Source organism: Terriglobus sp. ADX1 (genome assembly GCF_036877645.1).
Taxonomy (GTDB): domain Bacteria; phylum Acidobacteriota; class Terriglobia; order Terriglobales; family Acidobacteriaceae; genus Terriglobus.
The window spans coordinates 1-23426 of the sequence record NZ_JAEDXV010000040.1; the positions used below are offsets into that span (position 1 = coordinate 1).

A 23426-nucleotide genomic window follows, 5' to 3' on the forward strand; every position below is an offset into this window, starting at 1 on the left:
GACCTGCATTCCTCTCCCGCACGACAATGCATCAGGCAACCAGCAAAAAAACGGGTGCCCACGTCTCGCACCTAAGCCGTAGCCTGCCATACAAACGCCGCATAACCAGCGGCTTTAGCCGCTTCGGGAAGCACCTACCGATAATCCTCACGAGCAGGTGTGAACACATCCAGCACCTCGCTCGCCACAGCAGCCGAAGCCTGATGCACCACATCCCCCGGCACCATCACGCTATCGCCAGCGAGTAGCGTATACGTCTCGCCATCAACAGTCAGTGCAATCTCACCACTCAGGATGTAGATCAACTGTTCATGCGGATGCGAGTGCGCAGCGCCTACCCAACCGGCCTCCATGCGATGCCGGACCAGCATCATTGGCTCGCTGGTAGCCATCACCTGCCGCCGTAACCCCGGCTCAGGCGCGGTCATCGTCGAATCATCTGCGCGAATCACTTTCAGCATCGTGCTCACTTGGTAAAGCTCGTAGCCTTGCGTTCGTCATGCCGCTCCACACCCAGCGCAATCAGCCGATCAATCAGTTCCACATACGAAATACCCGTAGCCTCCCACAGCTTCGGATACATGCTGATAGACGTAAAGCCCGGCATCGTATTGATCTCGTTCAAATAAATCTTCGGCTCTTTTTTGCTGGCAGGGTCAGCGGCTTCCAACAGGAAATCCACACGCGCCAACCCGCTGCAATCGCACGATTTGAACGCATCAATCGCCATCTGCCTTAGTTGCTTCGCCTGCGCCTTCGTAATCTTCGCAGGGATCACCGGCTCGCTCGTGCTGGTCGAGTCATACTTGCTCTCGTAGTCATAGAACTCGCGGTCCGGCACAATCTCTCCCACAACACTCGCAATGGGATCATCATTGCCCAACACGGCAATCTCAAGCTCGCGCGCCTTACCCTTGCCCCTCAACTTGCCGTTACCGCTCACACCTTCTTCAATCACAATCTTGCGATCAAACTGAGCAGCCTCATCCATTGCCTTCGCAAGCTCCTTGCGCTCGCGCACCTTGCTAATGCCGACTGACGAACCAAGGTTCGCAGGTTTCACAAACACCGGATACTGCAGCTTGTCCTCAATCAGCTTCGTACACTTGCGCGGACTCGCCTTCCACTCCGTCCGCAGCAGCGTTACATGCTTCACAATGGGCAGTCCTGCGGCGGCAAACATCTTCTTCATGGCATCCTTGTCCATGCCCACGGAGGAACCCAGCACACCCGACCCGACATACGCCACATCGGCCAGTTCCAGCATGCCCTGAATCGTGCCGTCTTCGCCAAACGTGCCATGCAGTACGGGGAAAACCACATCCAGCGCAGCCGTCGAGGTCGCAGCAGACGCCTGTAGCGTAAGCCCCGTGATCTCGGTCTTCTTCTTCGCGGCGGACTTCTTCCCCGCCAGCGCTGGCACCGTCACGCCATCCAGCAGAGCCTTTGAATCGCCCGCACCCAACCACTGCCCGGTCTTGGCAATACCAATGGGAACTACTTCGTACTTGCTGCGATCAATGGCATTCAGAATGGAAGCCCCGGAGCGCAGCGAAACCTCATGCTCACCCGACTTCCCACCAAACAAAACACCCACACGCAGCTTCTTCGCCATTAGTTCCCTCGCACCTACCCTTGTTGATGGTACGGTCCCACCGCCTGTGGAGGACAATCGTGCATCTTCGTAGGTACCTGCCGCTCGTCAGCGAGTCAGTTCCACGGCCTGCTGCAAGGAGATGTGTTGCGGCACCAGCTTGATCTCACTGCGGATGGCGTCCTGATCGCGCGTAAGACTCTTCATCATCAAAATCTTGCCATCCATGTGGACGACCATGCGAACACTCTTCCACGTGTCAGGCGACACTTGTCGGCGCTGCAACTGGACAGTGCCGCCCTGGTTCACCTTGCCCAGCAAGCCAAAGCCGAATGAAACCGGGCTCGTGATACGGCTTTGCAATTCACACAGACGATCCTCTGGCTGCTTGATGGAGACCGTGCCTTCCATCGCATGCAGCACCTTCTCCTCCATGCTGCCAGGTTGATAGTTGGGATTGGGCTTGAAACTGTACTGCAGGCAGCCGTTCACGGTGCCTTCAGGCGTCAGCAGGAACTGCGATGGCAGCGCACCAAGCAGACTGATCAGATGCTTTTCATCGCTCTGCACCGATGCGTTCAATCTTCGGAACGCCTCGGGATCATTGGCAAGGGCCGTCAGCCGCCGTTGTTCCGCAGCGGCAGCTTCCGCTGACAGCGGAACGCCATCCACCTGCAGAAGACGAGCCACTTTGCCTTCATCTACCTCCACAACGCGCTCCATCCACAGGTGACCACCCGTGCGCGGCGAGCGCTCCAGCAGCAGAAATGAAAAGTGTTCCTTCAGATCGATCCGCGCCTGGCGTTCATTTTCAGCCATGCGCGCAACAGGCGAGCTCTGCGCCCCTGCAACTGTCCCGAAAGCTGCGATGGATATCACTGCCACATTCCGAAGTGCCGTCATCGTCCCCCTTGGCGGCACGCGTAACGTAGCACCAGTAGTGAGACGGATTCCGATGAGGAACCGTGCGTTGCATAAGCAAACACAAAGGCCGCAACGAAATTCGTCACGGCCTCCGGATGACTCAACGGTAGTCTCTCCAACTGCTTACGGATAAATCCGGTTCAGCGTCCGCGCAAACGGAATCGTCTCGCGCACATGCTCCAGCCCGCAAACCCACGCCACGCAGCGCTCAATACCCATACCAAAGCCCGAGTGCGGCACGCTGCCATACTTGCGCAGGTCCAGATACCACTCGAAAGCCTCCAGCGGCAGATCGTGCGACAGGATGCGCTCCTTCAACAGGTCATAACTGTCAATGCGCTGCGATCCGCCAATGATCTCGCCGTAACCCTCCGGCGCCAGCACGTCCACGCACAGCGCCTTCGTCGGGTCCGCAGGATCAGGCTGCATGTAGAACGCCTTCACCACCGCCGGGTAACGATGCACCATCACCGGCCGGTCAAACTGGTTGCTGATGTACGTTTCGTCCGGCGCGCCAAAGTCATCGCCATACTCATGCGGTTTCTCAATCGCACCTTCGGCAAACGCCTTCTCCAGCATGGCGTGCGCCTCGTCGTAGCTGATCTTCGGGAACGGAGCCTGAATCTTCTCCAGCTTCGCCGCTTTCTCATCGCCACCCGTAATCGTCTTCAGATCAATGCGGTGCTTCTCCAACACGCGCATCACGATGTGCGAAAGAAATTCCTCCGCCAGCTTCATCAGATCGTCCAGGTCGGCATAAGCCACTTCCGGCTCAATCATCCAGAACTCGGTCAGGTGACGCCGCGTCTTCGACTTCTCCGCGCGGAACGTGGGCCCAAAGCTGTACACCTTGCCCAGAGCCAACGCCGTGGCTTCAATGTAAAGCTGGCCACTCTGCGTCAGGTACGCGTTGCCCTCGTCAAAGTACTTCATCTCAAACAGCTCGCTGGTGCCTTCGCACGCCGCAGGTGTCAGGATGGGCGGATCGGTACGCGTGAAGTCGCGTGTATCAAAGAACTCCTGCGCCGCACGCATAATCGTCGCGCGCACACGCAGAATCGCGCTCTGACGCGGCGTCCGCATCCACAGATGACGGCGCTCCATCAGAAAGTCCGGCCCATGCTCCTTCAGCGTGATCGGGAACGGCTCATCGGCGCTCACCGCCTGCTGCACCTGCACATTCTCCACGTCCAGCTCATAGCCGGAGGGAGCACGTGAATCCGCACGCACCTTGCCCGTCACCACCACGCTGCTCTCCAACTGCAATTCCTTCAGCGTGTTGAATACTTCCTCAGGCACGGCAGCCTTGGGCACAATGCCCTGGATCGTCCCGGTGCCATCGCGGAAGGTGGGAAACAGCAGCTTGCCGCTGGAGCGCAGGTTATACAGCCAGCCGCGCAGCGTTACCGTTGCGCCTTCGTGCTGACCAATGTTCGCAATCGACGTGAGGGGTGCGGAGATTTCTGTTGCCATGACATCTTCCAGTGTATGCGCCTTCAAAAATGCGCGGCGATTTCTCCATTTTTTCTGGGAAGACGCATAAGAACACCCTTCTGGACGGCGGAGATACGTTACGCCGTCTGCTTTTCAGCCCTGGCACGATGCGCCATCACGCGGCCAACATTGCCCTCAATGTATGCCGTCAATGCCAGCATCCGTTCCGCAACTTCGCTGCCCATCTCGGTCAGGCTGTACTCCACCTTCGGCGGCTTCGTCGCATGCACCGTGCGCAACACAAATCCATCCTGTTCCAGCGCGCGCAATGTCTGCGCCAGCATCTTCTCGCTCACACCACCGATCAGATATGCCAGTTCGCTAAAGCGATAGCTGCCATCCCTGTGCAGCAAAACCAGCACCAGCGATCCCCATCGCGAGGTCACATCATCCAGAATGCTGCGCGTAGGGCAATCCGAGGTAAACAGATTTCCCCGCCGGATGCGAATCGTTTTGGTACTCTTTGGCCACGCCATGCATACAGCTTACCTAAAGGTATGTACTTACTACAAGTAAGCTCTTAGGCATACGCTTGTCTCATACATCCGCGATAGCGGAAGGAGAGAGATCATGATTGCTGTTACCGGAGCCACCGGCCAACTTGGAACACTTGTCGTAGAGGGTCTGCTTCAGAAGATCCCCGCAAACCAGATCGTCGCCGCCGTTCGCACACCATCCAAAGCCAGGGCATTCGCAGACAAGGGCGTGCAGGTCCTCGAAGCCGACTACTCCCGCCCGGAAACGCTCGACGCAGCCTTTGCTGGCGTAACAAAGCTCCTGCTCATCTCCGGCAATGAAGTAGGCCAGCGCGTCCCCCAACACAAGGCAGTCATCGACGCCGCAAAGAAGGCCGGCATCCAGCTCGTCGCCTACACCAGCCTCCTGCACGCCGACACCGGCGGCCTTCTGCTCGCAGCCGAACACCTCGCCACGGAGAAGTATCTTCACGCCAGCGGCATCCCCTACGCGTTCCTGCGCAACGGCTGGTACACAGAAAACCTCACCCCCGGCATCGGCCCCGCAATACAGCAGGGAGCATTCATCGGAGCCACAAAGAATGGCCGTCTGGCCGCAGCCACCCGCGCAGAATACGCTGCAGCAGCCGTAGCCGTACTCACCAGTGAAGGCCATGAAAACAAAGTGTATGAACTCGCAGGCGACATAGCATTCACCCGAGCGGAGTTCGCCGCAGAGGTCAGCAAACAAACCGGCAAGACCATCGGCTATCACGACCTGCCGGAGCAGGAATACGAGAAAATCCTCGCCACCTTCCTGCCGCCAGCCCTCGCCACAATCCTGGCAGACGCCGAAGCAAAAGCCGCGAACGGCGCCCTCGACGATGAATCGCACACACTAAGCCGTCTCATCGGGCACCCCACCGCACCTCTTGCAGACGCAATAGCCGCAGCATTAAAGGCACTCTAATCCCTGACAAAAACCAAAGGGCGGCATGATCACTCATGCCGCCCTTTGGTTTTTCAAATGAACACACGAACCGTATTAGCAGTCAGGTCAAAATTCTCAGGCCATTATCAGAGAAGTACAACAAGTGTTCGTTACCAGCGAAGCCCAATCGAACGAAGTTCGTCATCCTGAGCGAAACGAAGTGAAGCCGAAGGACCTGCTTACTCTTCGCCGAGAACACATGCCTTGACTACCGCGCAGGTTCTTCCAACATCGCAAACACCTCAGCAGCCTTCGACGACATCGGCTTCGCATCGATCTCCGGCTCGTACGCAATCTCCAGCGTCCCCACCGGCTCGTGCTTCAGCCCTGCAATCCCCTTGCGCACAGCATCCCAATCCACCGTGCCTTCACCCGGCCACAGGTGCTCATCTTTTTCGCCGTGATTGTCATGCAGATGAAGCTGCCGAATCCGATCACCCAGCACGGCAAACGCATTCTCCACACCGCCCATACCGTGCAGATTCACATGCCCAATATCCAGGCACACATTCACCGTGTCCAGATGCGCAATGCGCAGCATGTTTATCAGGTGTTCCGGCGTGGTCACGTCGTTGTGCAACGTCTCCACCAACGTCTTCACGCCCAGCGGATGCGCAAAAGCCTTAATGTGTTCCACCGCCGTCATTGACAGGTCCAGCGTGCGCTCGCTCCACGTATCGTTCGCACTCCCCAGATGCAGCACAATGCTGTCGATGTCGATCATCTCCGCAGCTTCCAGCGCACGCTTCACCTCATCCATCGCATCAATGCGGCGCGACTTCTCCACATCAATCAGGTTGATGGTCGCCGGAACATGGCGGCTCCAGTCAGAAGCACGCGTTTCAAAGATGGGCTGGTGCAACGTCGCGCGGCATTCATTGCTGCGGAACCACTTCGCCAGTTCCTTCACTTCCGTGCGATCGGTGTAATCAAAGTGGTGCCGAGCCGCAAACAGCTCAATCGACTGCGCACCCGCCGCAAACATCGCATCCAGCAGGCCCGCGTGCAGCCGTTGTTGTAGAAAAACATGCGTACTAATTGACCGCTTCATCACCCCTGACCATAGCAGGCCACAAAGCACATGGGGGAACCATTCAAGGTTCCCCCGCCCATCGCACCAATCCTGATGCGTTATTTACCAATCGTCTTGTCGATCGCCGCCTGCGCCAGCGGCTGCATAATCGCATACCCGGCAGGCGTGGGGTGTACACCATCCTTCGCCAGATCCGGCTTCATGCCGCCGGTCGGCGAAGTCAGGGCCGAGTAGTAATCCAGGTACGTGTACCCATGTTCCTTGCAGAACTGCTGCAGCCACGTGTTCATCGTGCGGATTTTATCCGCTGGCTGCAGACCGCGACGCCACGGATAATCGTCCACCGGCAGCACGCTGGCCAGGATCACCTTAATGTGATTCGCATCTGCAATCGCCGCCATGGAGCGGAAGTTGTCCTGAATGTGCTCCAGCGATTCAATGCCCGTGTTGCCCGCAATGTCGTTCGTTCCCGCCAGGATCAGCACCGCCGCAGGCTTCAGCGCCACCACATCCTGCTGAAAACGCACCAGCATCTGCGGCGTTGTCTGCCCGCTGATGCCTCGGTCCAGATACGGTTTGTCCGGAAAGAAAGTCGACTTATTGGCCGCGCCATTGCCCCATGCATCCGTAATGCTGTCGCCATAAAACACCACGCGATCCTTCGGCGCAGGTGGCAACGCAGCATTCGCACTCGCATAGCGAGCCAGGTTGGCATAATCCGCCAACTTCTTCTGCAAACCGGAAATCTCATTCGGCGTCAGCGTCGAAGGATCTTTCACCAACACCGCATCAATCGGCTTGGGTGCCTCGGTCGGTGCAGCAGCGGCCTGAGCCACCAAAGCGGCGCTGACCAGCAACGTGGTCGCGGAAACAAGTGCAACATTGCGCATGAACGACATGATTCGCGTGCTTCTCCTGTGTGCAGCCAAGTGTACGAAGCAAAGCCGACCACACGCAATCCGATAACACTCGTATACCTGCGCCATCCTGAGCAAAGCAAAGCTCATACGACCGTAGATCGTCAGCGAAGCTCGTACGGTCGTAGACCGTCATTCTGAGCAACGCGAAGAATCCCGACGATTTCACTCAGCACGACAGCCAACGCTTTCGAGCACCGAATCAAACCAGCTTCGCGAAAGCGAAGGTCATACGCACGGAAGTGCGTCATCCTGAGCGAAGCCGAAGGACCTGCTTTCCTCTCAACTCTCTAACAACGCGTCAGAAAAGCCCAAAAGCTGCCCCAGGTTCGCGAAACTAAACCTGGGCAGCGAGCGAAGTTCGTCCGCAACCAGCACGTGGCTCTTAGCCGCCGAGGGAATACTGAAGAGAAAGAGAAAAGAAAAGGCCTCGCCCGGACCAGAGCGAAGCCCTTAAAAGTAATCAACAAACCTAACGATTCGTCTTGGCAAACACATCCGCAGCCGCGTTCACCTGCGCCGCCGTCATCGTATGTGGCGAAAGCAGAACACGATACCGGAATGTCGTCGTCTGCCCCTTCTCCACGGTGTAGTTCATGGGCGCAGCCTTCGTATCAAAGATGTGCGCGCCCAGCGGATTCGCGGCAAACAAACCATACCCGCGAGCATGCCAGTACGTGGGATACCCCGGATTGCCAGGATGATCCAGAATCGCAATCGCAGCCTGATGGCCTTCCGGGTCATGCCCATTCAGCACACACCAGCGACCACGTGTGCTCCACACATCATCGCCCTGCTTGCCTTCGCTGGTCAGGTAGACACCGGTAGCACCAGCGCCCGTAGCGCCCTCCACCTTTGTCTCCTTACCAGAGGCATCCACAAACACGCCGCCCTTTTCATTGGCCGACTCAAGCCAGCGCGCCACACGAATGCCCAGCACGCCTTCCTTGTCATCTGTGAACACAACCTTTTCCAGCGCCGTCAGTTTGGTCGTGCGATCAATCGTGCGCACATCGCCATTCTGCCGGAAGACAAACGTCGTGGTTTCACGCAACAGCGCCTGACCATTCGCCGCAACCCACGTGGACTCCGTCGTCAACTCGCCCGAATCCTTACCGGAATGCGAAGAGACAATCTTCTCCTGCCGGATGGAACCCATGTGCTGGACACGATCGCCCGTGATGGCGTCAGAGTTATTCCAGAAGTCGAAGCCATTCACGTTGCCGTAGTTGAACCACAGGCCAGCATGGTGTGGATGATCCTGCCGTTCACCGGCACGCGGCTCCAGCGGATAGCCGCGCGTCACGGTTATCCCATCGCTCAACACCAGCGGATACAGCACCGGCTTCTTCAGCGACGTGGGCCAGATGTACGACGTGAACGGCTTGCCATCCACGGTGACGTCCACACGGCGCTGGGCCTCGTGAACGTCCACCTTTACCTCTGCGGCTGCAACGCCAGACGCGAACATAGTCGAGAGCATAGCCAACGCAACGACCTTATACATAGGGCTGACCACCTGCCAGCACCTGCTGCTTCGCATCGTCAAACGTTACCTTCTTGCCCGTGCGCATGGCGGCAATGCACATGCACAACGCAATCGAGTGCGAATAACCCGCTTCAATGCTGGCGTTCGGCGTCTTGCGCGAACGGACACACTCCATCCAGTTCAGCATGTTCGCCACTGTCATCGGATCGCTGCCCGTGTTCGCTTCATTGGAGACAGCCTCCACCGCGCCCAGCGAGAAGTCTTCCAGCAGGTTCGCCTTCATCTTCATTTCGCCAGCAGCCTTCGCCGTCAGTCCACCTTCGGACGTGACCTTCTGCGTGTCCATGTTCAGCGCGCCGCCGTTGGAGTAATAAATCTCCTTCACGCCACCAGCCGAGTTCGTCTGACGCGACGAGTACAGTACCTGGAAGCCCTTCTTCGGATCATCCAGTGGGCCGTAATCAAACACCGCCGTCAACGTATCCCAGTTCGTACGGCCATCCTGCCACTGGTAAATGCCGCCATTCGCCACAACAGAGCGCGGGTGCGGATAACCCGTGAACCAGTGCACGGTATCAATCTGGTGGACCAGCCACTGGTCAGGAATGCCCGACGAGAAGGGATAGAACAAGCGGAACTCAAGATACTTGCGAGCATCAAACGGCTCATAAGGACGGTTCAGCAGGTAACGCTTCCAGTCCGTGTCCTGTTCCTTCAACAAGGGCACCACATCCGGCCTGCGCCAGCGTCCGGGCTGGTTCACATTCCAGGTCATCTCCACCATGTTGATCTCACCGAATTTGCCGCTACGAATGTAGTCATACGCGCGCATGTAGCTCGGCGTGGAACGGCGCTGCGTTCCCACCTGCACAATCTTTCCGGTCTTGTGTACGGCATCGCGGAACAGCACCGCATCAGCCATGCGGTCTGCCGTAGGCTTCTCCACATAGGCATCGCGTCCAGCGTTCACGGCCTGTGCGCCCATGATTGCGTGCTGGAAATCCGCCGTCGCAATCAGGACCGCATCCACGTCCTTGCGAGCGTACAGTTCATCGGTATTGCGGCAGGTGTCAATCTTTGCGCCGGCCTTTTTCTCCACATAAGCCACAGCCTCTTCACGGCGACGGCTCCACAGATCAGCCACAGCCACAAACTCGAAGTTCATCTTCTTCTGATTCACAGCAAACGCGGGAATCAGGGCACCCTTCATACGATCGCCCGCACCGACGATCGCCGTACGCACACGATCGTTCGCGCCCGGAATAGCGGCGTAGCTCTTCGCGCTCCATGCTGCAACAGCAGCCGCAGCCGCGCCCCCGGCGATAAAATCGCGGCGGGTCGGCGCACTCTTGTTGGTTTCCGTCTGGCTCATTCGAAACGTCTCCATGCGTGCAAATCGAAACTGTGGAACCTCGCCTGCCATTGTGATTACTGCTCGCGCGTGCAATTCCGTCCACCGCCCTGAAAGCGGAATCAAAACGTTTCACAAACACAAAACAGGAGTCCCGTCAGGCGAGAGGACTATAAGGAGACAGCCCCTGAAGAGTCAAGATCAGAAGGCCTAAGTCTGTCATCACAGGAAATTCCTGGGGCAGTCGTCACAGAAAAATCCTCAGTCCGTCGTCACAGCAAAATTCTCCAAATCCGTCATTCTGAGCGCAGCGAAGAATCCCAACGCATCCTCGTGCAAGAACACACTCCACGCCTTCCACCCACAAACCCCAACCAGCTTCGGAAAACGAAGCTCATACGACCAGAGGTCGTCATCCTGAACGAAGCGAAGCGGAGCTGAAGGACCTGCTTTCCTCTCTGCCCTCTACAACGCCCATGGGAAGCAACCGGTAGCGCGCGAAAGCGCGTCAGGCCCGGAGACAACTCACCGCAGCGTCACCAGGATCGGCGTGTGATCACTCGGCTTCTCCTGACCACGTGGAGCCTTATCGATCACACAAGCCTCCAACCGAGGCCGCAGCGCAGGCGACAACAGGAAGTGATCAATCCGAATCCCGCGATTTCGCTCAAATGCCTGTCGAAAGTAATCCCAGTACGTATACGCGCCAGCTTCCTCAGGATGCAGCGCACGAAACGCATCCACCCACCCTATCGTATGCATGGCGCGATACCGCTCACGCGGCTCCGGCTGAAACAGTGCATCGCGCACCCAGTTCGCAGGCTTGTCGCAATCAATGTCTTCTGGAATCACATTAAAGTCGCCGCCAATGATCGTCGGGATCGGATCATCCTTCCAGCGCATCATCTGATGGATCAGCCGATCCATCCATCCCAGCTTGTACAGAAACTTCTCCGTGCCAATCGGATTGCCATTCGGCAGATAGATGCACACCACACGCAGCCGCTTTCCATCCGGCTCATCCAGAATGGCCTCAATGAAACGTGCGTGCGTATCTTCGTCATCGCCATCCAGCTTCGTGGTCACAGTTTCAATCGGCAGCTTCGACAGGATGGCCACGCCGTTATAACTCTTTTGCCCAACGGCCACGGACTCATAGCCCAACGCCTTGAAGTCCATCGCCGGAAACTCCAGCGTCTTCAGCTCCTGCATCAGCAACACATCCGGCTGCTGCACCTGAAGAAAGTTATGTGCATGCGTCATACGCGCACGAATCGAATTCACATTCCAGCTTGCAATCAGCACCGTTTCGTATCCTCGCCCTTCGTCTCAACGATTCTCGCAAAAAGCGAACGCAATACCAATGCAGCGCCTGATTCCAAAATCGGTTATTCCTTCGCAGGCAACGTCATCACAAACGCTTTCGCTGCATCCAGCAATCGTTGGCGTACTGCATCATCTGCATACACCTGCGCAGGCACACGCACCCATCCATTCATCGGCTTGCCCGACATCATCTGCGTTACGCCCGACAACGCCAGCGCCCATGCATCATTCCCTTTACCCAGCCGCACCAGCAGATGTCCCACCCGCGCACCGCACACCAGGTTGCCACGATACATCCATGCCATGCCGCCAAACATCGCCTTGCGCGTCACACGCAAATCCTCCAGCACCTCTTCCACCATCGCTTCTAAACCCGCATCGCGCGCCATGCCACCCATCATGGCACACAAAAATTTACTGCGGTTCTTATGCCTTTTTTATGGACAAAGCGAAATACTTCTCCTGTGGGCCATGAACCGGAAAGAGCGGTCTCTCCGATCGTTGTTATGAAGTTCGGCGGGACATCGGTACAAGATGCGGCAGCAATCAGCCGCACCATTGAAATCGTTAACGGTCGTCGTAACCAGAAGATGCGCCCCGTGGTGGTTGTATCTGCCATGGCACGCGTCACAGACCAACTGCTGGCAGCCGCACGGGCAGCGGTTGAAAACGACTTACCCAAAGCGCTTCTCATCGCTGGTGTACTAAGAAACCGCCACATCGAAAATGCCGCAGTCTTGGTTGGCAGGAAACTTACTCTCCTCATCCAGACGTTAGACAAGCTCTTCGATCAACTGGAAAATGTCCTCACCGGAATCGCTGCTGTCGGCGAACTTACACCACGCACCAGCGATCTCGTCGTCAGCTTTGGTGAACGTCTCTCCAGCCTCATCGTCGCGCAGGCGTTGGAGCATCGCGGCATCAGCAGCGTCCATGTCGACGCGCGAAACTGCATCATCACAGACACGCACTTCGGCAAAGCCACACCGCTCGTTGAAGAAACCGACGCAGCCGTCATCGAACATGTTCTCTCTGTCGTAGACGCGAATGCGGTCGCAGTCCTCGGCGGCTTCATCGCTTCCACGCGCAACGGTATAACCACCACGCTTGGCCGCGGTGGCAGCGACTACAGCGCAGCACTCATCGGCGGCGCACTCAACGCCCATGCCATTGAGATATGGACAGACGTCAACGGCGTCATGACCACCGATCCGCGCATCTGCCCCAACGCGCTGCGTCTCCGCGCCATCAGTTTTGAAGAAGCCTCTGAGCTGGCCTATTTCGGTGCAAAGGTTCTTCACCCTGCCACCATTCTTCCGGCGGTGAAAAAGAACATCCCCGTCTGGGTGCTCAACTCGCACAACGCTGCGAATGAAGGCACCGTCATCACCGCCACCGCAACAACATCCTCCAGTCCGCTGAAGAGCATCGCCGTCAAACGACATCTCATCATCCTGCAAATCATCTCTCGCAGGTTGCTCGTCTCGCATCGCTTCCTTCGTGCAGTCTTTGAGGTATTCGACCGCTACGATTGCTCCGTCAACATGGTGGCCACCAGCGAAATCAGCCTCTCCGTCACACTCGACGCAGTCGAGCATCTCGAGGCCATCCGCGAAGACTTGGCCAAGATCGCGATCGTAGAAGAGGAAGAAGACAAATCCCTCATCTGCCTCGTTGGCGAAAAGATGCGGGAACAACCTGGCATTGCGGCGCGCGCATTCTCTGCCATCCGCGGCACCAACCTGCAGATGATCTCGCAAGGCGCAAACGGCATCAGCATGAGCTTCATCGTCAACGACGCCGTCGTAGAACAGACAGTCCGTTCGCTTCATGCAGAGTTCTTCTCAGACCCCGATCCCATCCTTTTCGACGTATCGGCGCAGTCCCCCGCACAGGAAGCCATCCTGCTCCCCGCCTGACAGGACTTAATAAGCGGGCCGCAGCCACGATTAAGAACGTTTCCTAACTTCCCAGCGCAATCGAAGCGCCGTGGCGCATTTCTGCCAAACCCATTTCACAAATCTCCGCGACTTTCGATTGCGCCCTGCCCACCCATTCGATTAGCTTTGTGCCATCACACCATTTCTTAACGCCAACGCAGCAGCGCCCGGCTGTCTGCGTGCGGCTCTTCTTCCAGCGTCTGTGGCCAGATTCCATTTTCTGGCCCCGTAACCCGCATTTCCGTTGAAAGCGAGACTTCTTCATGAACCTGCACCGTTTCAAACCAGCAGCCGTTGCAACCGCCGCCCTGCTGCTCCTCTCGCCTGTCTTTGCGCAGCAGGCAGGCGACAAAGTGGATCTCGACGCGCTGGCGCAGATCAAGCACGAAGCTTTTGAGAACTCGCACGTTATGGAAAACCTCTTCTGGATGTCCGAGGTCTACGGCCCACGCGTGAACAACAGCCCCAACCACATGGCCGCCGCAGAATGGGCCATGAAGCAGATGAAGGAATGGGGGCTGCAGAACGTCCACCTTGAATACTGGCCCTTCGGCTACGGCTGGCAGATCAAGAAGTTCTACGGCGCCATGGAAACCCCGGCGTACGCCGCATTCACCGGCTTCCCGCTCGCGTGGACACCCGGCACGCCCGGCCCCATCACCGTCGAGCCCATCTTCGCTCCCATCCACTCTGAAGAAGATTTCGCCAAGTGGCACGGCAAGCTGAAGGGCAAGGCCGTATTACTCTTTGATCCTGCAAAGCTCACGCTGCACACCCGCGCAGACGCCCAGCCCTCACCCACCGATGAAGAAATTCTCGCGCGCGCCGGCCAGATGCGCGGCGGACGCCCCGGTGGCCCTGGCGGTCCCGGCGGCGCAGCCGATCGTGACCCCAGCGGTCGCGGACGTCCCGGCGAAGGCACGCAGGAGTTCTCGCCCACATCGCTCGCACTCGCCAACGGCAAGAACCACGACCTCCGCAACAAGATGAACAAGTTCCTGCACGACGAGCAGCCCGCCATCGTCCTCACGCCCGGCTACAACGGCGACGGCGGCACCATCTTCTCCACCTACGGCGGCTCTGAGAACCCCAACGATCCCGTCCCGCCGCCTATGGTCGCCATCGGCGCGGAGCAGTACAACCGCCTCGTACGCCTCGTCCAGCACAACATCACACCCAAGCTCACGTTTGACGTGCAGGTCGAATACCAGAAGAAGAACCAGAACGCCTTCAACGTGATCGGCGAAATCCCCGGCACCACCAAGAAGGACGAAGTCGTCATGCTCGGCGGCCACTTTGATAGCTGGCAGGGCGGCACCGGCGCCACGGACAACGGCACCGGCTCATCCGTCGCCCTGGAAGCCGTACGCATCCTCGCCACCATGCACAAGCCCATGGCCCGCACCGTTCGCGTGGCTCTCTGGGGCGGTGAAGAAGAAGGCGTCTACGGCTCCACCGCATACGTGCAGCAGCACTTCGCGGAACGCACCACTATGGTCAAGAAGCCTGAGTACGACAAGTTCGACGTCTACTTCAACGACGACGGCGGTTCCGGCCGCTTCCGTGGCGTCTCCGCCGGTGGAAGCAAGGAGATGGGCGAAATCTTCAAGTCGTGGATTGAACCCATCAAGGACCAACACATCGTCGCCGTTTCCGGTACAGAGTTCCGTCCCACCGTCGCGCCCGGCGGCACAGACTCCACCCCGTTCTCATGGATCGGCCTGAACGGCATCAGCTTCATGCAGGATGGCTTGGAATACGGCACCCGCACCCACCACTCCAACGCCGATACATACGACCGCGTACAGGTACCGGACGTGCAGCAGGGTTCCATGATCGAAGCCTGGTTTGCCTACAACGCAGCCACCCGCCCCGACATGCTGCCCCGCATCCCAACCCCGGCCCCAGACCCCAATGCCAAGGGCCACGAATAACCAAACAACACGCAGCAAGCAGAAACGCGCCTGCAACAAAGAAACGGGTGAGGCACAAAGCCTCACCCGTTTTCTTGTTCGTACTAAAGAGCCTGATGGTGCGAACGAAGATCATCGGGCCGATGAAACAAGGGCCAAAGGCCCGTCGAGATATTAGCCTAGGCCGAAGGCCTAGGTAGATCGGCATACACATCAGAAGCGCTGAAGGCGCGTCCTATCTCCAGCCAAAAATCTAGTAAGCCGAAGCCTCACTCAGCTCCTTCAACTGCTCTAACGTCAACTCCAACTCCGTAGCAGCAAACAAATCCTCCAACTGCTCCGTAGATGTCGCACTCGCAATCGGCGCCAGAATATTCGGGCGCGACAACAACCACGCCAGCGCAATGGAAGCCTGCTTCGCTCCCGTCTCCTTGCTCACCTTCGCCAGCGCCGCAAGAATCTTCATGCCGCGCTCGTCAAAGTATTTGCTCAACATGCCCGCGCGCTTCGCCTTCTCTGCATCCGCAGCCGTCTTGTACTTGCCGCTCAAAAAGCCTGAAGCCAGCGCAAAGTAAGGCACCACACCCAGGCTGAACTCCGCCACCACCGGCGCCAGTTCATGCTCATACTCCGCACGGTGATACAGGTTGTAATGCGGCTGCAGCGTCTGGTAGCGCGCAATCCCCTCACGCCGCGAAATCTCTTCCGCCGCACGCAGACGATCGGCAGAATAGTTCGACGCACCAATCGCGCGAACCTTCCCTTCCTTCACCAGGTCATCAAACGCACGCAGCGTCTCCTGCAACGACGTATCCGCATCATCAATATGCGCCTGATACAGATCGATGTACTCCGTCTGCAACCGCGTCAGCGAAGCCTCCACGGCCTCCTTCATATACGCCGCGCTCAGGCCCTTCTTGCCCTCGCCCATGGGATTACCCAGCTTCGTCGCCAGCACCACACTCTCGCGCTTACCGGTCTTCTTGAACCAGTTGCCGAGGATCGTCTCGCTCTCACCGCCCTTGTTCCCCGGAATCCACGAGGAATACATATCCGCCGTATCAATGAAGTTGTAGCCGCGATCCACAAACCGATCCAGCACAGCAAACGACTGCTTCTCATCGATGGTCCAGCCAAAGACATTCCCACCCAGCATGATGGGCGAAACTTCAATTCCGGTGCTTCCAAGGGTACGTTTCGTCATGATGCTCTGTTGGATGCAGCCTTACGGCATCCCGCACACGCGGCTTTCCGCATTCGTGTGTGACCGCACAGTAAATTTGCGTCCGCGGGCTATTCTCTCTGCGTAACCATCTGTGCCAATCGGAATGGCCCCAGAGGAATCCTTGCCCATGAAGCGTCTGCTGCCGTTGTTCCTGCTCACCGCCGCGCTCTTGCCCGCCCAGCAACAGCCCGTCACCACAAACGAACGCTGGCAACTCACCGCAGACTTCTACAGTGCCACGCGCTACTTCCGCCTCGATCTGGATCAGCACGATTCCGCCCACGTCACAGGCACCTTTAACGGCACGCACCTCACCGGCACCAATACCGACGGCCACCTCAAGATCGAAGGCACAGAGAACGGCAACCACGTGATCGTCGACGCACATCAGGATCACGACGCCCTCACCGGCACCGTCACCTTTGGCGAAATCGCATCGCCCCTCATCTGCCCTTTCACCGCCACACTCGTGAAGCCGCTGCCCAAAACCACGCCGCAAACACACGAGTTCAAACCCACCATCTACTACCGCCAATACTCCGCGCTCAACAAACCCGTGCTGCATATCAACCCCGGTGACACCATCCACACCACCACGGTCGATGCAGGCGGCAACGACGAAAACGACATCAAGCGCATCGCCGGAGGCAATCCGCAAACCGGCCCCTTCTACATCAATGGCGCACAACCCGGCGACACCATCGCCGTCCACATTCAGAAACTGCGCCTCACACGCGACACCGCAGGCTCCAACGACGACCTGGTGCAGTCCGCGCTGAATCCGTCCCTCGCCATCCGCACGCGCGACAACCACAGCAGCGTCCTCTGGAAGCTTGACCGCGAACACATGACGGCATCACCCGCCTCCAACAGCGCCGCATTGAAAGACCTGAATATCCCGTTGCATCCCATGCTCGGCTGCATCGCTGTAGCCGTCGGTCCCAGTGACGCGCCACCACCCACCGGCGACTCCGGCTACTACGGCGGCAACATGGACTTCAATGAAATCGCAGAAGGCGCCACCGTCTACTTACCTGTCATCAATCCCGGCGCACTGCTCTATTTCGGCGATGGCCACGCGCTGCAAGGCGACGGCGAACTCAACGGCAACGCGCTCGAAACATCCATGGACGTCACCGTCACCGTCGATCTCATCCAGGGCCAGAGAACCGGCTTCCCCCGCATCGAAACCCCAACACAGTTCATTGCCCTCGGCTACTCCGGCTATCTCGACGACGCCTTCAAAGACGCCACCGCCAACATGGCCGCGTGGCTGGCAAACAACTACAAGCTCAACCCCAGCGAACTCGGACAGTTCCTCGGCGTAGCCGCACAATACCGCGTCACAGAAGTAGCCGACCGTAATTCAGGCATCGCGCTCAAGATCGACAAGTCCCTGCTCAACAACCTGCACGTCCCGCAAGCACCGTAGGCATTTTCTATCGCGTGGCGGACGCAGCAGCCTTCTGCTGCTCCGCCAACGCCTTCTGAAAACTCGCCTCACCCGCATCAATCACGGCGCGATATCCATCCGGATCAATCCAGACCGCATCGCCTTCCTTCGCCATCCGATTCATCTTTGCCAGCATGCCAAAGTGCTCACCATGATCCGCAAGAAACACCTCGCAAGGCAGCTTCCGCAGCGTGTCAAAAGTATGCTGAAAATCCTCTGCAATACCCGGATAGGAAGCAGCCCTCCCATGCGACGGCACCAGCCGATAATCCGACCACTGCGTATAGCCGCCAACAATCACCACATCGCGCAACTTACCCGCAGGCTCACCCGGCAAATGCACACGCATCGTCCACGTTGTACATCCGCGCGTATGTCCGCCTGTCCGATGCGCCGTCAGCACCACGCCGCCCAGCGAAACCGTATCGCCATCATGCAGCACCGCATCCACACGCGCCGGCGAATAGGGCTGTACCGAACCCGTTCCCATCAGGAAGTCATTCCCACCACCAGCCTGCATCACTTCGGCGTCATACTCCATCACCTTCAGCTGCGCGCCAGTCTCGCGTTCAATCTGCGCCGCACCACCCGCATGATCCATGTGCGCCTGCCCCACCAGCAGAATCTTCGTATCCTTCCACCGGAACCCAAGCTGCTCCACACTCGTCTTGATCTGTGCAGGCGACGACGGCAGATTCGCATTGATCAGTATGTTGCCCTTCGGCGTCGTTACCAGATAAGCCGCCAGATCCTGGCTACCCACGTAATACAGGTTGTCCGCAATGCGAAAAGGAGCAAGAGGCGTCGTCCAGATCGCCTTCACCTGCGTCCGCATTCCAACGCAAAAGCACAGAACAATCGCCACTAAAAATAGAAAATTCCGTTGTCTCACTCACTCAGCATAATGAGCATCCCGCGCCGCCACTGTTATCACCGCAGATGCCGCACATCACGAACCTGTGGACACGGACTGAGCCACATACTCCGAAGGCGAAAGCCCCATCCCCTTACGAAACATCGCAGAAAACGCAGCATGACTCGCATAGCCCAACGCACGCGCAATGCGCAGGCTCGACTGTCCCTGCGACAGCCGGATCTGCGCCTCCAGCAACAACAACTGCGACTTCCACTCCCCAAAACTCATACCAGTCTCAGAGCGAAACAACCGCGACAATGTGCGGCTGCTGACAGCAAGCTTCGCAGCCCAAAATTCCAGATCGCCCGTCAGCTTCGGACTCCTCCGCATCGCCTCGCACAGCCGCCGCAGCTTCGCATCGCGCGGCCACGGCAAAGCAAGCGGTAGCGTGTTGCAAACAGAAAGCTCCGTCGCAATCAACGCAGCAATCTGCGCGCCACGACTGCCCGCTGCATAGCGCCGACGCTCCTGCAACATGCTCACAATCAGTTCACGCAACAGCGGCGACACACTCACCGCCGCACATCCCTGCGCGGGCGCTTTCACCGTCGCATCCAGAAACAGCGTCCGCATACGCACCGGCCCACGCATACGAATGGAATGCCGCGTCCTCGCCGGCACCCACAACGCGCGCGTCGGCAGCAGCACCCACTTTCCTTCATGCGTCGAAAGCACCATCGTGCCTTCAATCGCATAGATCAACTGCGCCTTCGCATGTTCGTGAACCGGAACATGGTCGTCCGCGGCATAGTCAAACGCCAGCGCCGTCACAGGACGATCCACACTCAAACACGCTTCCAGTTCTTTATCTGTCCGAATGTCGATAGTTTCTGTCTGCATATCGCACTTCAGCCGCCCTAGCCTGCAAGTATACGGGGGCATCTCGCCATTTCTAAGCAACACAACCTCTGGCTCATTGCAGCGGCAGCCATCATCGCACCGTTCATGGAAGTGCTCGACACCTCCATCGCCAACGTCGCACTGCCTTACATCGCAGGCAATCTTTCGTCCTCGCTCGACGAAGCCGTATGGGTGCTCACGTCCTACCTCGTGGCCAACGCAGTCGTGCTTCCCGTCAGCGGCTGGATCTCCGGCCGCATGGGCCGCAAACGTTTCTACCTGCTGTCCATCATCCTGTTCACCATCAGCTCATTCTTCTGCGGTATCGCCCCCAGCCTGCCCATCCTCATCGCCTTCCGCGTCATGCAAGGCATCGGAGGCGGCGGTCTGCAACCCACCACGCAGGCCATCCTCGCCGATCTCTTCCCCAAAGAAAAGATCGCCTCCGCATTCACGCTCTATTCCATCGTCATCGTGCTCGCGCCCACGCTCGGCCCCGTACTCGGCGGCTGGTTAAGCGACAACTGGGGCTGGCGCTGGATCTTCTTCCTCAATATCCCCTGCGGCATCCTCGCGTACTTCCTCAACCGCGCACTGCAACCGGAAACACCGCAAACGCACACCAAAGAAACGCCCATCGACTACCCCGGCCTCATCAGCATCGCACTCGGCCTCGGCTGTTTAGAGTACGTGCTCGACCGCGGCGAGCGTGCCGACTGGTTTGCATCGCCCGCCATCACCACAGCCGCCATCGTCTCTTGCGTCGCCTTGCTCTACCTTGTCTATCACGAACTACGTCGCGCAAAATTTCCCGTGCTTCAACTCCGCCTGCTCACCAATCGCAACTTCGCACTTGCGAACGGCATGATCTTCTTCACCTACTTCGCGCGCTACGCCAGCACCGCACTGCTGCCGGAATTTACGCACACCATGCTCGGTTACACCGCAACAGAAAGTGGACTCGTTCTTTCGCCGGGCTCGTTCGTCTTGCTGTTATTTCTTCCGCTCACCACATGGCTCATGAAGCGCGTCGACCATCGAGCACTCATCGCATCCGGACTCATCGTCACCACCTTCGCGTTCTATCGCCTCAGCAGTCTCTCGCTCGACGTGGATTACAGCACCATCGTGAAACTTCGCATCCTGGAAAGCTCGGGCGTTGCCCTGTTCCTCACGCCCATCAGCGTGCTCGCATTCTCACAACTCAAATCCGGCAAGAACGACGCAGCCGCATCACTCTACGGCCTGTTTCGCAATCTCGGCTCAGCCATTGGCATCTCCGTCGTGAACACGATGCTGGTGCGAGGCGTGCAGGTACACCGCACCTATCTCGTGCAGAACCTCTCAAGCTCCTCTGCCGCGTTGTCAGATGCCGTGCAGGAAAAATCCTCGTCACTTCGCATCACCGGCAATTCCGCAAGCGACGCAGCTACGCATGCTCTTGCGTGGATTCACGAGGAGATCAACCGCCAGGCAAGCATGCTCTGTTATATCGATTGCTTCCATCTACTGATGGGTATCTCGCTGGCACTCATTCCAGCGGCACTCTTTTTTGCCGTTAAGAAACAGGCAGTGCAAACAGCGAAATAAAAAAGCCGGTTCGGGGAGGGCCATTGTCCGAACCGGCTCGCATGAAACGCCTTAGTGCGCGTCCAGCGTAATCTTTCCAACGATCTTTGGAGGCCGCTTCAACAGCAGCACCATGGGCAACAGGCAAGCCAGAATGTAAGCAAACAAACGGTACTGATCCATATAAGCCAGCAACAACGCCTGCTGCTGCACCTGGTGATACAGCAACGCCATGCCGTCATACGTCTTGTCCATTGCCGCGCCGCCAATCGCCGCACCAGCAGACTTGATCTGTTGCATCACACCCGGCGAAGACGCAGTGATATCCGCACTCAAATACGTCTGGTGCGCCTGCGTCATGCGTTGCAGGAACGTGCTGGAAAGCGCAATGCCAATTGATCCGCCTTCATTACGTACCAGCGCGTAAATACCCGCAGCGTTGCTGCTCTGGTCCGCAGGCAGAAAGCGGAACATGATCGTCGACAACGGCACTGTCGTCATACCCAGGCCCATCACCTGCAATACACGCGGCCAGATCAGATTGCTTTCAGCCACATTCAGATTGCCCAGCGAAAGCCAGTAAGTACCCGCAGTCATGGTCACAATGCCGCACGCAATCAATCGCCGTGCATCCGTGCCTTTGCTCAACAACCAACCCACCAGCGGCACTTCCAGCATCGTCACCAAACCTGCAGGCGACACCGCAATACCCGCAGTCGTTGCGTCATACCCCATTAATTCCTGCATAAACTGCGGCAACAGGAATGTCGTCGCATACAGCGCCGTATACATGCCCAGCACAATCACGCAGCAGAACAGGAAGTTGCGCTCCTTCAACAACCGCAGATTCACCACCGGGTTCTTCACATGCAGTTCCCAGAAGATCGCGCCCACCACAGCAACTACCGCAACAATCGTGGCCCACAGGATGAACGAGTTACCAAACCAGTCCAGTTCCTGACCGCGATCCAGCACAATCTCCGTCGCAGCAAGGCCAATGCTCACCAGCGCCAGCCCCGTGCCATCAATCTGGATCGGCTTGCCCTTGCGTGCCTCGCGAGCCTTCGTCAGATGCGGAGGATCATGCAGCACAATGCGCGTGAAGAAAGCGCACAGGATACCCACAGGGATGTTGATGTAGAAAATCCAGCGCCACGAGTAGTTATCCGTAATCCATCCACCCAGCGTGGGCCCCAATACCGGCGCGCAAAGAATCGCCACGGTATACACAGCCATCGCCATGCCGCGCTTCTCACCCGGAAACGCATCGGCCAGAATTGCCTGCACGCTCGGCTGCAAACCGCCGCCTGATAAGCCCTGCAACACACGGAACACCACCAACGCACCCAGCGTCGGAGCAATGCCACACGCCGCAGAAAACACGGTGAAGAGAATCACCGAACCAAGATAAAAATTGCGCCGACCGAGAATACTGGAGATCCATCCGCTGATTGGCAGGATGATCGCGTTCGCCACCAGGTAGCTGGTCAACACCCACGTACTCTCATCCTGCGAAGCAGAAAGACTACCCGCAATATGCGGTAGCGCCACGTTCGCAATGGAAGTATCCAGCACCTCCATGAACGTGCCCATTGTCACCACCAGGGCAATAATCCACGGATTAAACACACGCGGTTCCGGCGCACGCGCCAGCGGCACTCCCGGCTCAAACTCTGCGGCAGAGGGCGCCAGCGCCGTTTCGGCGCGATCCATCACCTCTTCTGCATGATGCAGCGATGCCGCCGTGTGAGACTCTCCCGCAGGCGGCAAAGCGTTTTCTTCATCCTGTAATGACTGCATAGTCAGCGCAATGACTCTCCGGTCATTTGAGTCTCCAACGCCGCCTCCGGATGCAATCAATCTGAGCCAACCGCAAAATCTTTAGAACCAAAGCTCTTGCAACAACATGTCATCTCTAACGAACCCGCCTGTCATTCTGAGCGAAGCGAAGAATCCCGACACAGCTCACGCAACGACACGTTCAATCCCTTCCAAC

The 23426-nt window shown here is 57.9% G+C and carries 20 protein-coding genes; 5 read left to right on the plus strand and 15 right to left on the minus strand.

Annotation, left to right across the window (positions count from 1 at the left end):
* Nucleotides 1-134: 134 nt before the first annotated feature.
* The 5 genes from JAO32_RS18280 to JAO32_RS18300 all read right to left on the minus strand — a co-directional run bounded on the left by JAO32_RS18280 (nucleotide 135) and on the right by JAO32_RS18300 (nucleotide 4488).
* Nucleotides 135-461 carry a cupin domain-containing protein gene (locus JAO32_RS18280; RefSeq protein WP_334243121.1) on the minus strand — a complete coding sequence of 109 codons (327 nt, stop codon included), beginning with the start codon at nucleotides 459-461 and terminating at the stop codon, nucleotides 135-137.
* 5 nt (nucleotides 462-466) lie between these two features.
* The gene (locus tag JAO32_RS18285; RefSeq protein WP_334243066.1) at nucleotides 467-1615 is read right to left on the minus strand and encodes a D-alanine--D-alanine ligase family protein; all 1149 of its coding nucleotides are present in this window, start codon (nucleotides 1613-1615) and stop codon (nucleotides 467-469) included.
* Between the two features lie 87 nt (nucleotides 1616-1702).
* The gene (locus JAO32_RS18290; RefSeq protein ID WP_334243069.1) at nucleotides 1703-2497 is read right to left on the minus strand and encodes a hypothetical protein; all 795 of its coding nucleotides are present in this window, start codon (nucleotides 2495-2497) and stop codon (nucleotides 1703-1705) included.
* Nucleotides 2498-2641: 144 nt separating this feature from the next.
* Nucleotides 2642-3991: an asparagine--tRNA ligase gene (gene asnS / locus JAO32_RS18295; protein WP_334243071.1), complete on the minus strand. Its 1350-nt coding sequence runs from the start codon at nucleotides 3989-3991 to the stop codon at nucleotides 2642-2644.
* A gap of 98 nt (nucleotides 3992-4089) precedes the next feature.
* Nucleotides 4090-4488, minus strand: a complete 399-nt coding sequence (locus JAO32_RS18300) for a winged helix-turn-helix transcriptional regulator (RefSeq protein WP_334243073.1) — start codon at nucleotides 4486-4488, stop codon at nucleotides 4090-4092.
* Nucleotides 4489-4582: 94 nt separating this feature from the next.
* Here JAO32_RS18300 and JAO32_RS18305 point away from each other — a divergent pair, with 94 nt between their 5' ends.
* On the plus strand, nucleotides 4583-5437 hold the full coding sequence (locus JAO32_RS18305; protein WP_334243075.1) for an SDR family oxidoreductase: 855 nt from the start codon (nucleotides 4583-4585) through the stop codon (nucleotides 5435-5437).
* A gap of 229 nt (nucleotides 5438-5666) precedes the next feature.
* Here the strand turns inward: JAO32_RS18305 and JAO32_RS18310 are convergent, their stop codons facing one another.
* The 6 genes from JAO32_RS18310 to JAO32_RS18335 all read right to left on the minus strand — a co-directional run bounded on the left by JAO32_RS18310 (nucleotide 5667) and on the right by JAO32_RS18335 (nucleotide 11963).
* On the minus strand, nucleotides 5667-6509 hold the full coding sequence (locus tag JAO32_RS18310; protein WP_334243077.1) for a sugar phosphate isomerase/epimerase family protein: 843 nt from the start codon (nucleotides 6507-6509) through the stop codon (nucleotides 5667-5669).
* A gap of 80 nt (nucleotides 6510-6589) precedes the next feature.
* The gene (locus tag JAO32_RS18315; RefSeq protein WP_334243080.1) at nucleotides 6590-7390 is read right to left on the minus strand and encodes an SGNH/GDSL hydrolase family protein; all 801 of its coding nucleotides are present in this window, start codon (nucleotides 7388-7390) and stop codon (nucleotides 6590-6592) included.
* A gap of 490 nt (nucleotides 7391-7880) precedes the next feature.
* On the minus strand, nucleotides 7881-8915 hold the full coding sequence (locus JAO32_RS18320; RefSeq protein WP_334243081.1) for a PmoA family protein: 1035 nt from the start codon (nucleotides 8913-8915) through the stop codon (nucleotides 7881-7883).
* Complete coding sequence (locus tag JAO32_RS18325; RefSeq protein WP_334243083.1) at nucleotides 8908-10269, minus strand: Gfo/Idh/MocA family protein; 1362 nt, start codon at nucleotides 10267-10269, stop codon at nucleotides 8908-8910. The genes JAO32_RS18320 and JAO32_RS18325 overlap by 8 nt, the downstream gene beginning before the upstream one ends.
* Nucleotides 10270-10773: 504 nt before the next feature.
* Nucleotides 10774-11553 carry an exodeoxyribonuclease III gene (gene xth, locus JAO32_RS18330; protein WP_334243085.1) on the minus strand — a complete coding sequence of 260 codons (780 nt, stop codon included), beginning with the start codon at nucleotides 11551-11553 and terminating at the stop codon, nucleotides 10774-10776.
* An 83-nt stretch (nucleotides 11554-11636) separates the two neighbouring features.
* On the minus strand, nucleotides 11637-11963 hold the full coding sequence (locus tag JAO32_RS18335; RefSeq protein WP_334243087.1) for a TfoX/Sxy family protein: 327 nt from the start codon (nucleotides 11961-11963) through the stop codon (nucleotides 11637-11639).
* Between the two features lie 117 nt (nucleotides 11964-12080).
* Here JAO32_RS18335 and lysC point away from each other — a divergent pair, with 117 nt between their 5' ends.
* Both lysC and JAO32_RS18345 read left to right on the plus strand, forming a co-directional pair.
* Nucleotides 12081-13493, plus strand: coding sequence for a lysine-sensitive aspartokinase 3 (gene lysC, locus JAO32_RS18340; RefSeq protein WP_334243088.1), 1413 nt, complete (start codon nucleotides 12081-12083; stop codon nucleotides 13491-13493).
* A gap of 284 nt (nucleotides 13494-13777) precedes the next feature.
* Complete coding sequence (locus JAO32_RS18345) at nucleotides 13778-15448, plus strand: M28 family peptidase (RefSeq protein ID WP_334243089.1); 1671 nt, start codon at nucleotides 13778-13780, stop codon at nucleotides 15446-15448.
* Nucleotides 15449-15680: 232 nt separating this feature from the next.
* Here JAO32_RS18345 and JAO32_RS18350 read toward each other — a convergent pair whose 3' ends face one another.
* Nucleotides 15681-16631, minus strand: a complete 951-nt coding sequence (locus tag JAO32_RS18350) for an aldo/keto reductase (RefSeq protein WP_334243091.1) — start codon at nucleotides 16629-16631, stop codon at nucleotides 15681-15683.
* Between the two features lie 148 nt (nucleotides 16632-16779).
* Here JAO32_RS18350 and JAO32_RS18355 point away from each other — a divergent pair, with 148 nt between their 5' ends.
* Nucleotides 16780-18084 carry an acetamidase/formamidase family protein gene (locus JAO32_RS18355; RefSeq protein WP_334243093.1) on the plus strand — a complete coding sequence of 435 codons (1305 nt, stop codon included), beginning with the start codon at nucleotides 16780-16782 and terminating at the stop codon, nucleotides 18082-18084.
* Nucleotides 18085-18091: 7 nt separating this feature from the next.
* On the opposite strand, the gene bla is transcribed toward JAO32_RS18355, so the two are convergent.
* Nucleotides 18092-18940: a subclass B3 metallo-beta-lactamase gene (gene bla, locus JAO32_RS18360; RefSeq protein WP_443082617.1), complete on the minus strand. Its 849-nt coding sequence runs from the start codon at nucleotides 18938-18940 to the stop codon at nucleotides 18092-18094.
* A gap of 114 nt (nucleotides 18941-19054) precedes the next feature.
* Nucleotides 19055-19861 carry an AraC family transcriptional regulator gene (locus JAO32_RS18365; protein WP_334243096.1) on the minus strand — a complete coding sequence of 269 codons (807 nt, stop codon included), beginning with the start codon at nucleotides 19859-19861 and terminating at the stop codon, nucleotides 19055-19057.
* A gap of 90 nt (nucleotides 19862-19951) precedes the next feature.
* On the opposite strand from JAO32_RS18365, the gene JAO32_RS18370 reads away from it, so the two are divergent.
* Nucleotides 19952-21451 (plus strand): DHA2 family efflux MFS transporter permease subunit, encoded by a 1500-nt coding sequence (locus JAO32_RS18370; RefSeq protein WP_334243123.1) that lies wholly within the window; start codon nucleotides 19952-19954, stop codon nucleotides 21449-21451.
* Nucleotides 21452-21502: 51 nt separating this feature from the next.
* Here the strand turns inward: JAO32_RS18370 and JAO32_RS18375 are convergent, their stop codons facing one another.
* Nucleotides 21503-23230 (minus strand): DHA2 family efflux MFS transporter permease subunit, encoded by a 1728-nt coding sequence (locus JAO32_RS18375; protein ID WP_334243098.1) that lies wholly within the window; start codon nucleotides 23228-23230, stop codon nucleotides 21503-21505.
* Between the last annotated feature and the right edge of the window lie 196 nt (nucleotides 23231-23426).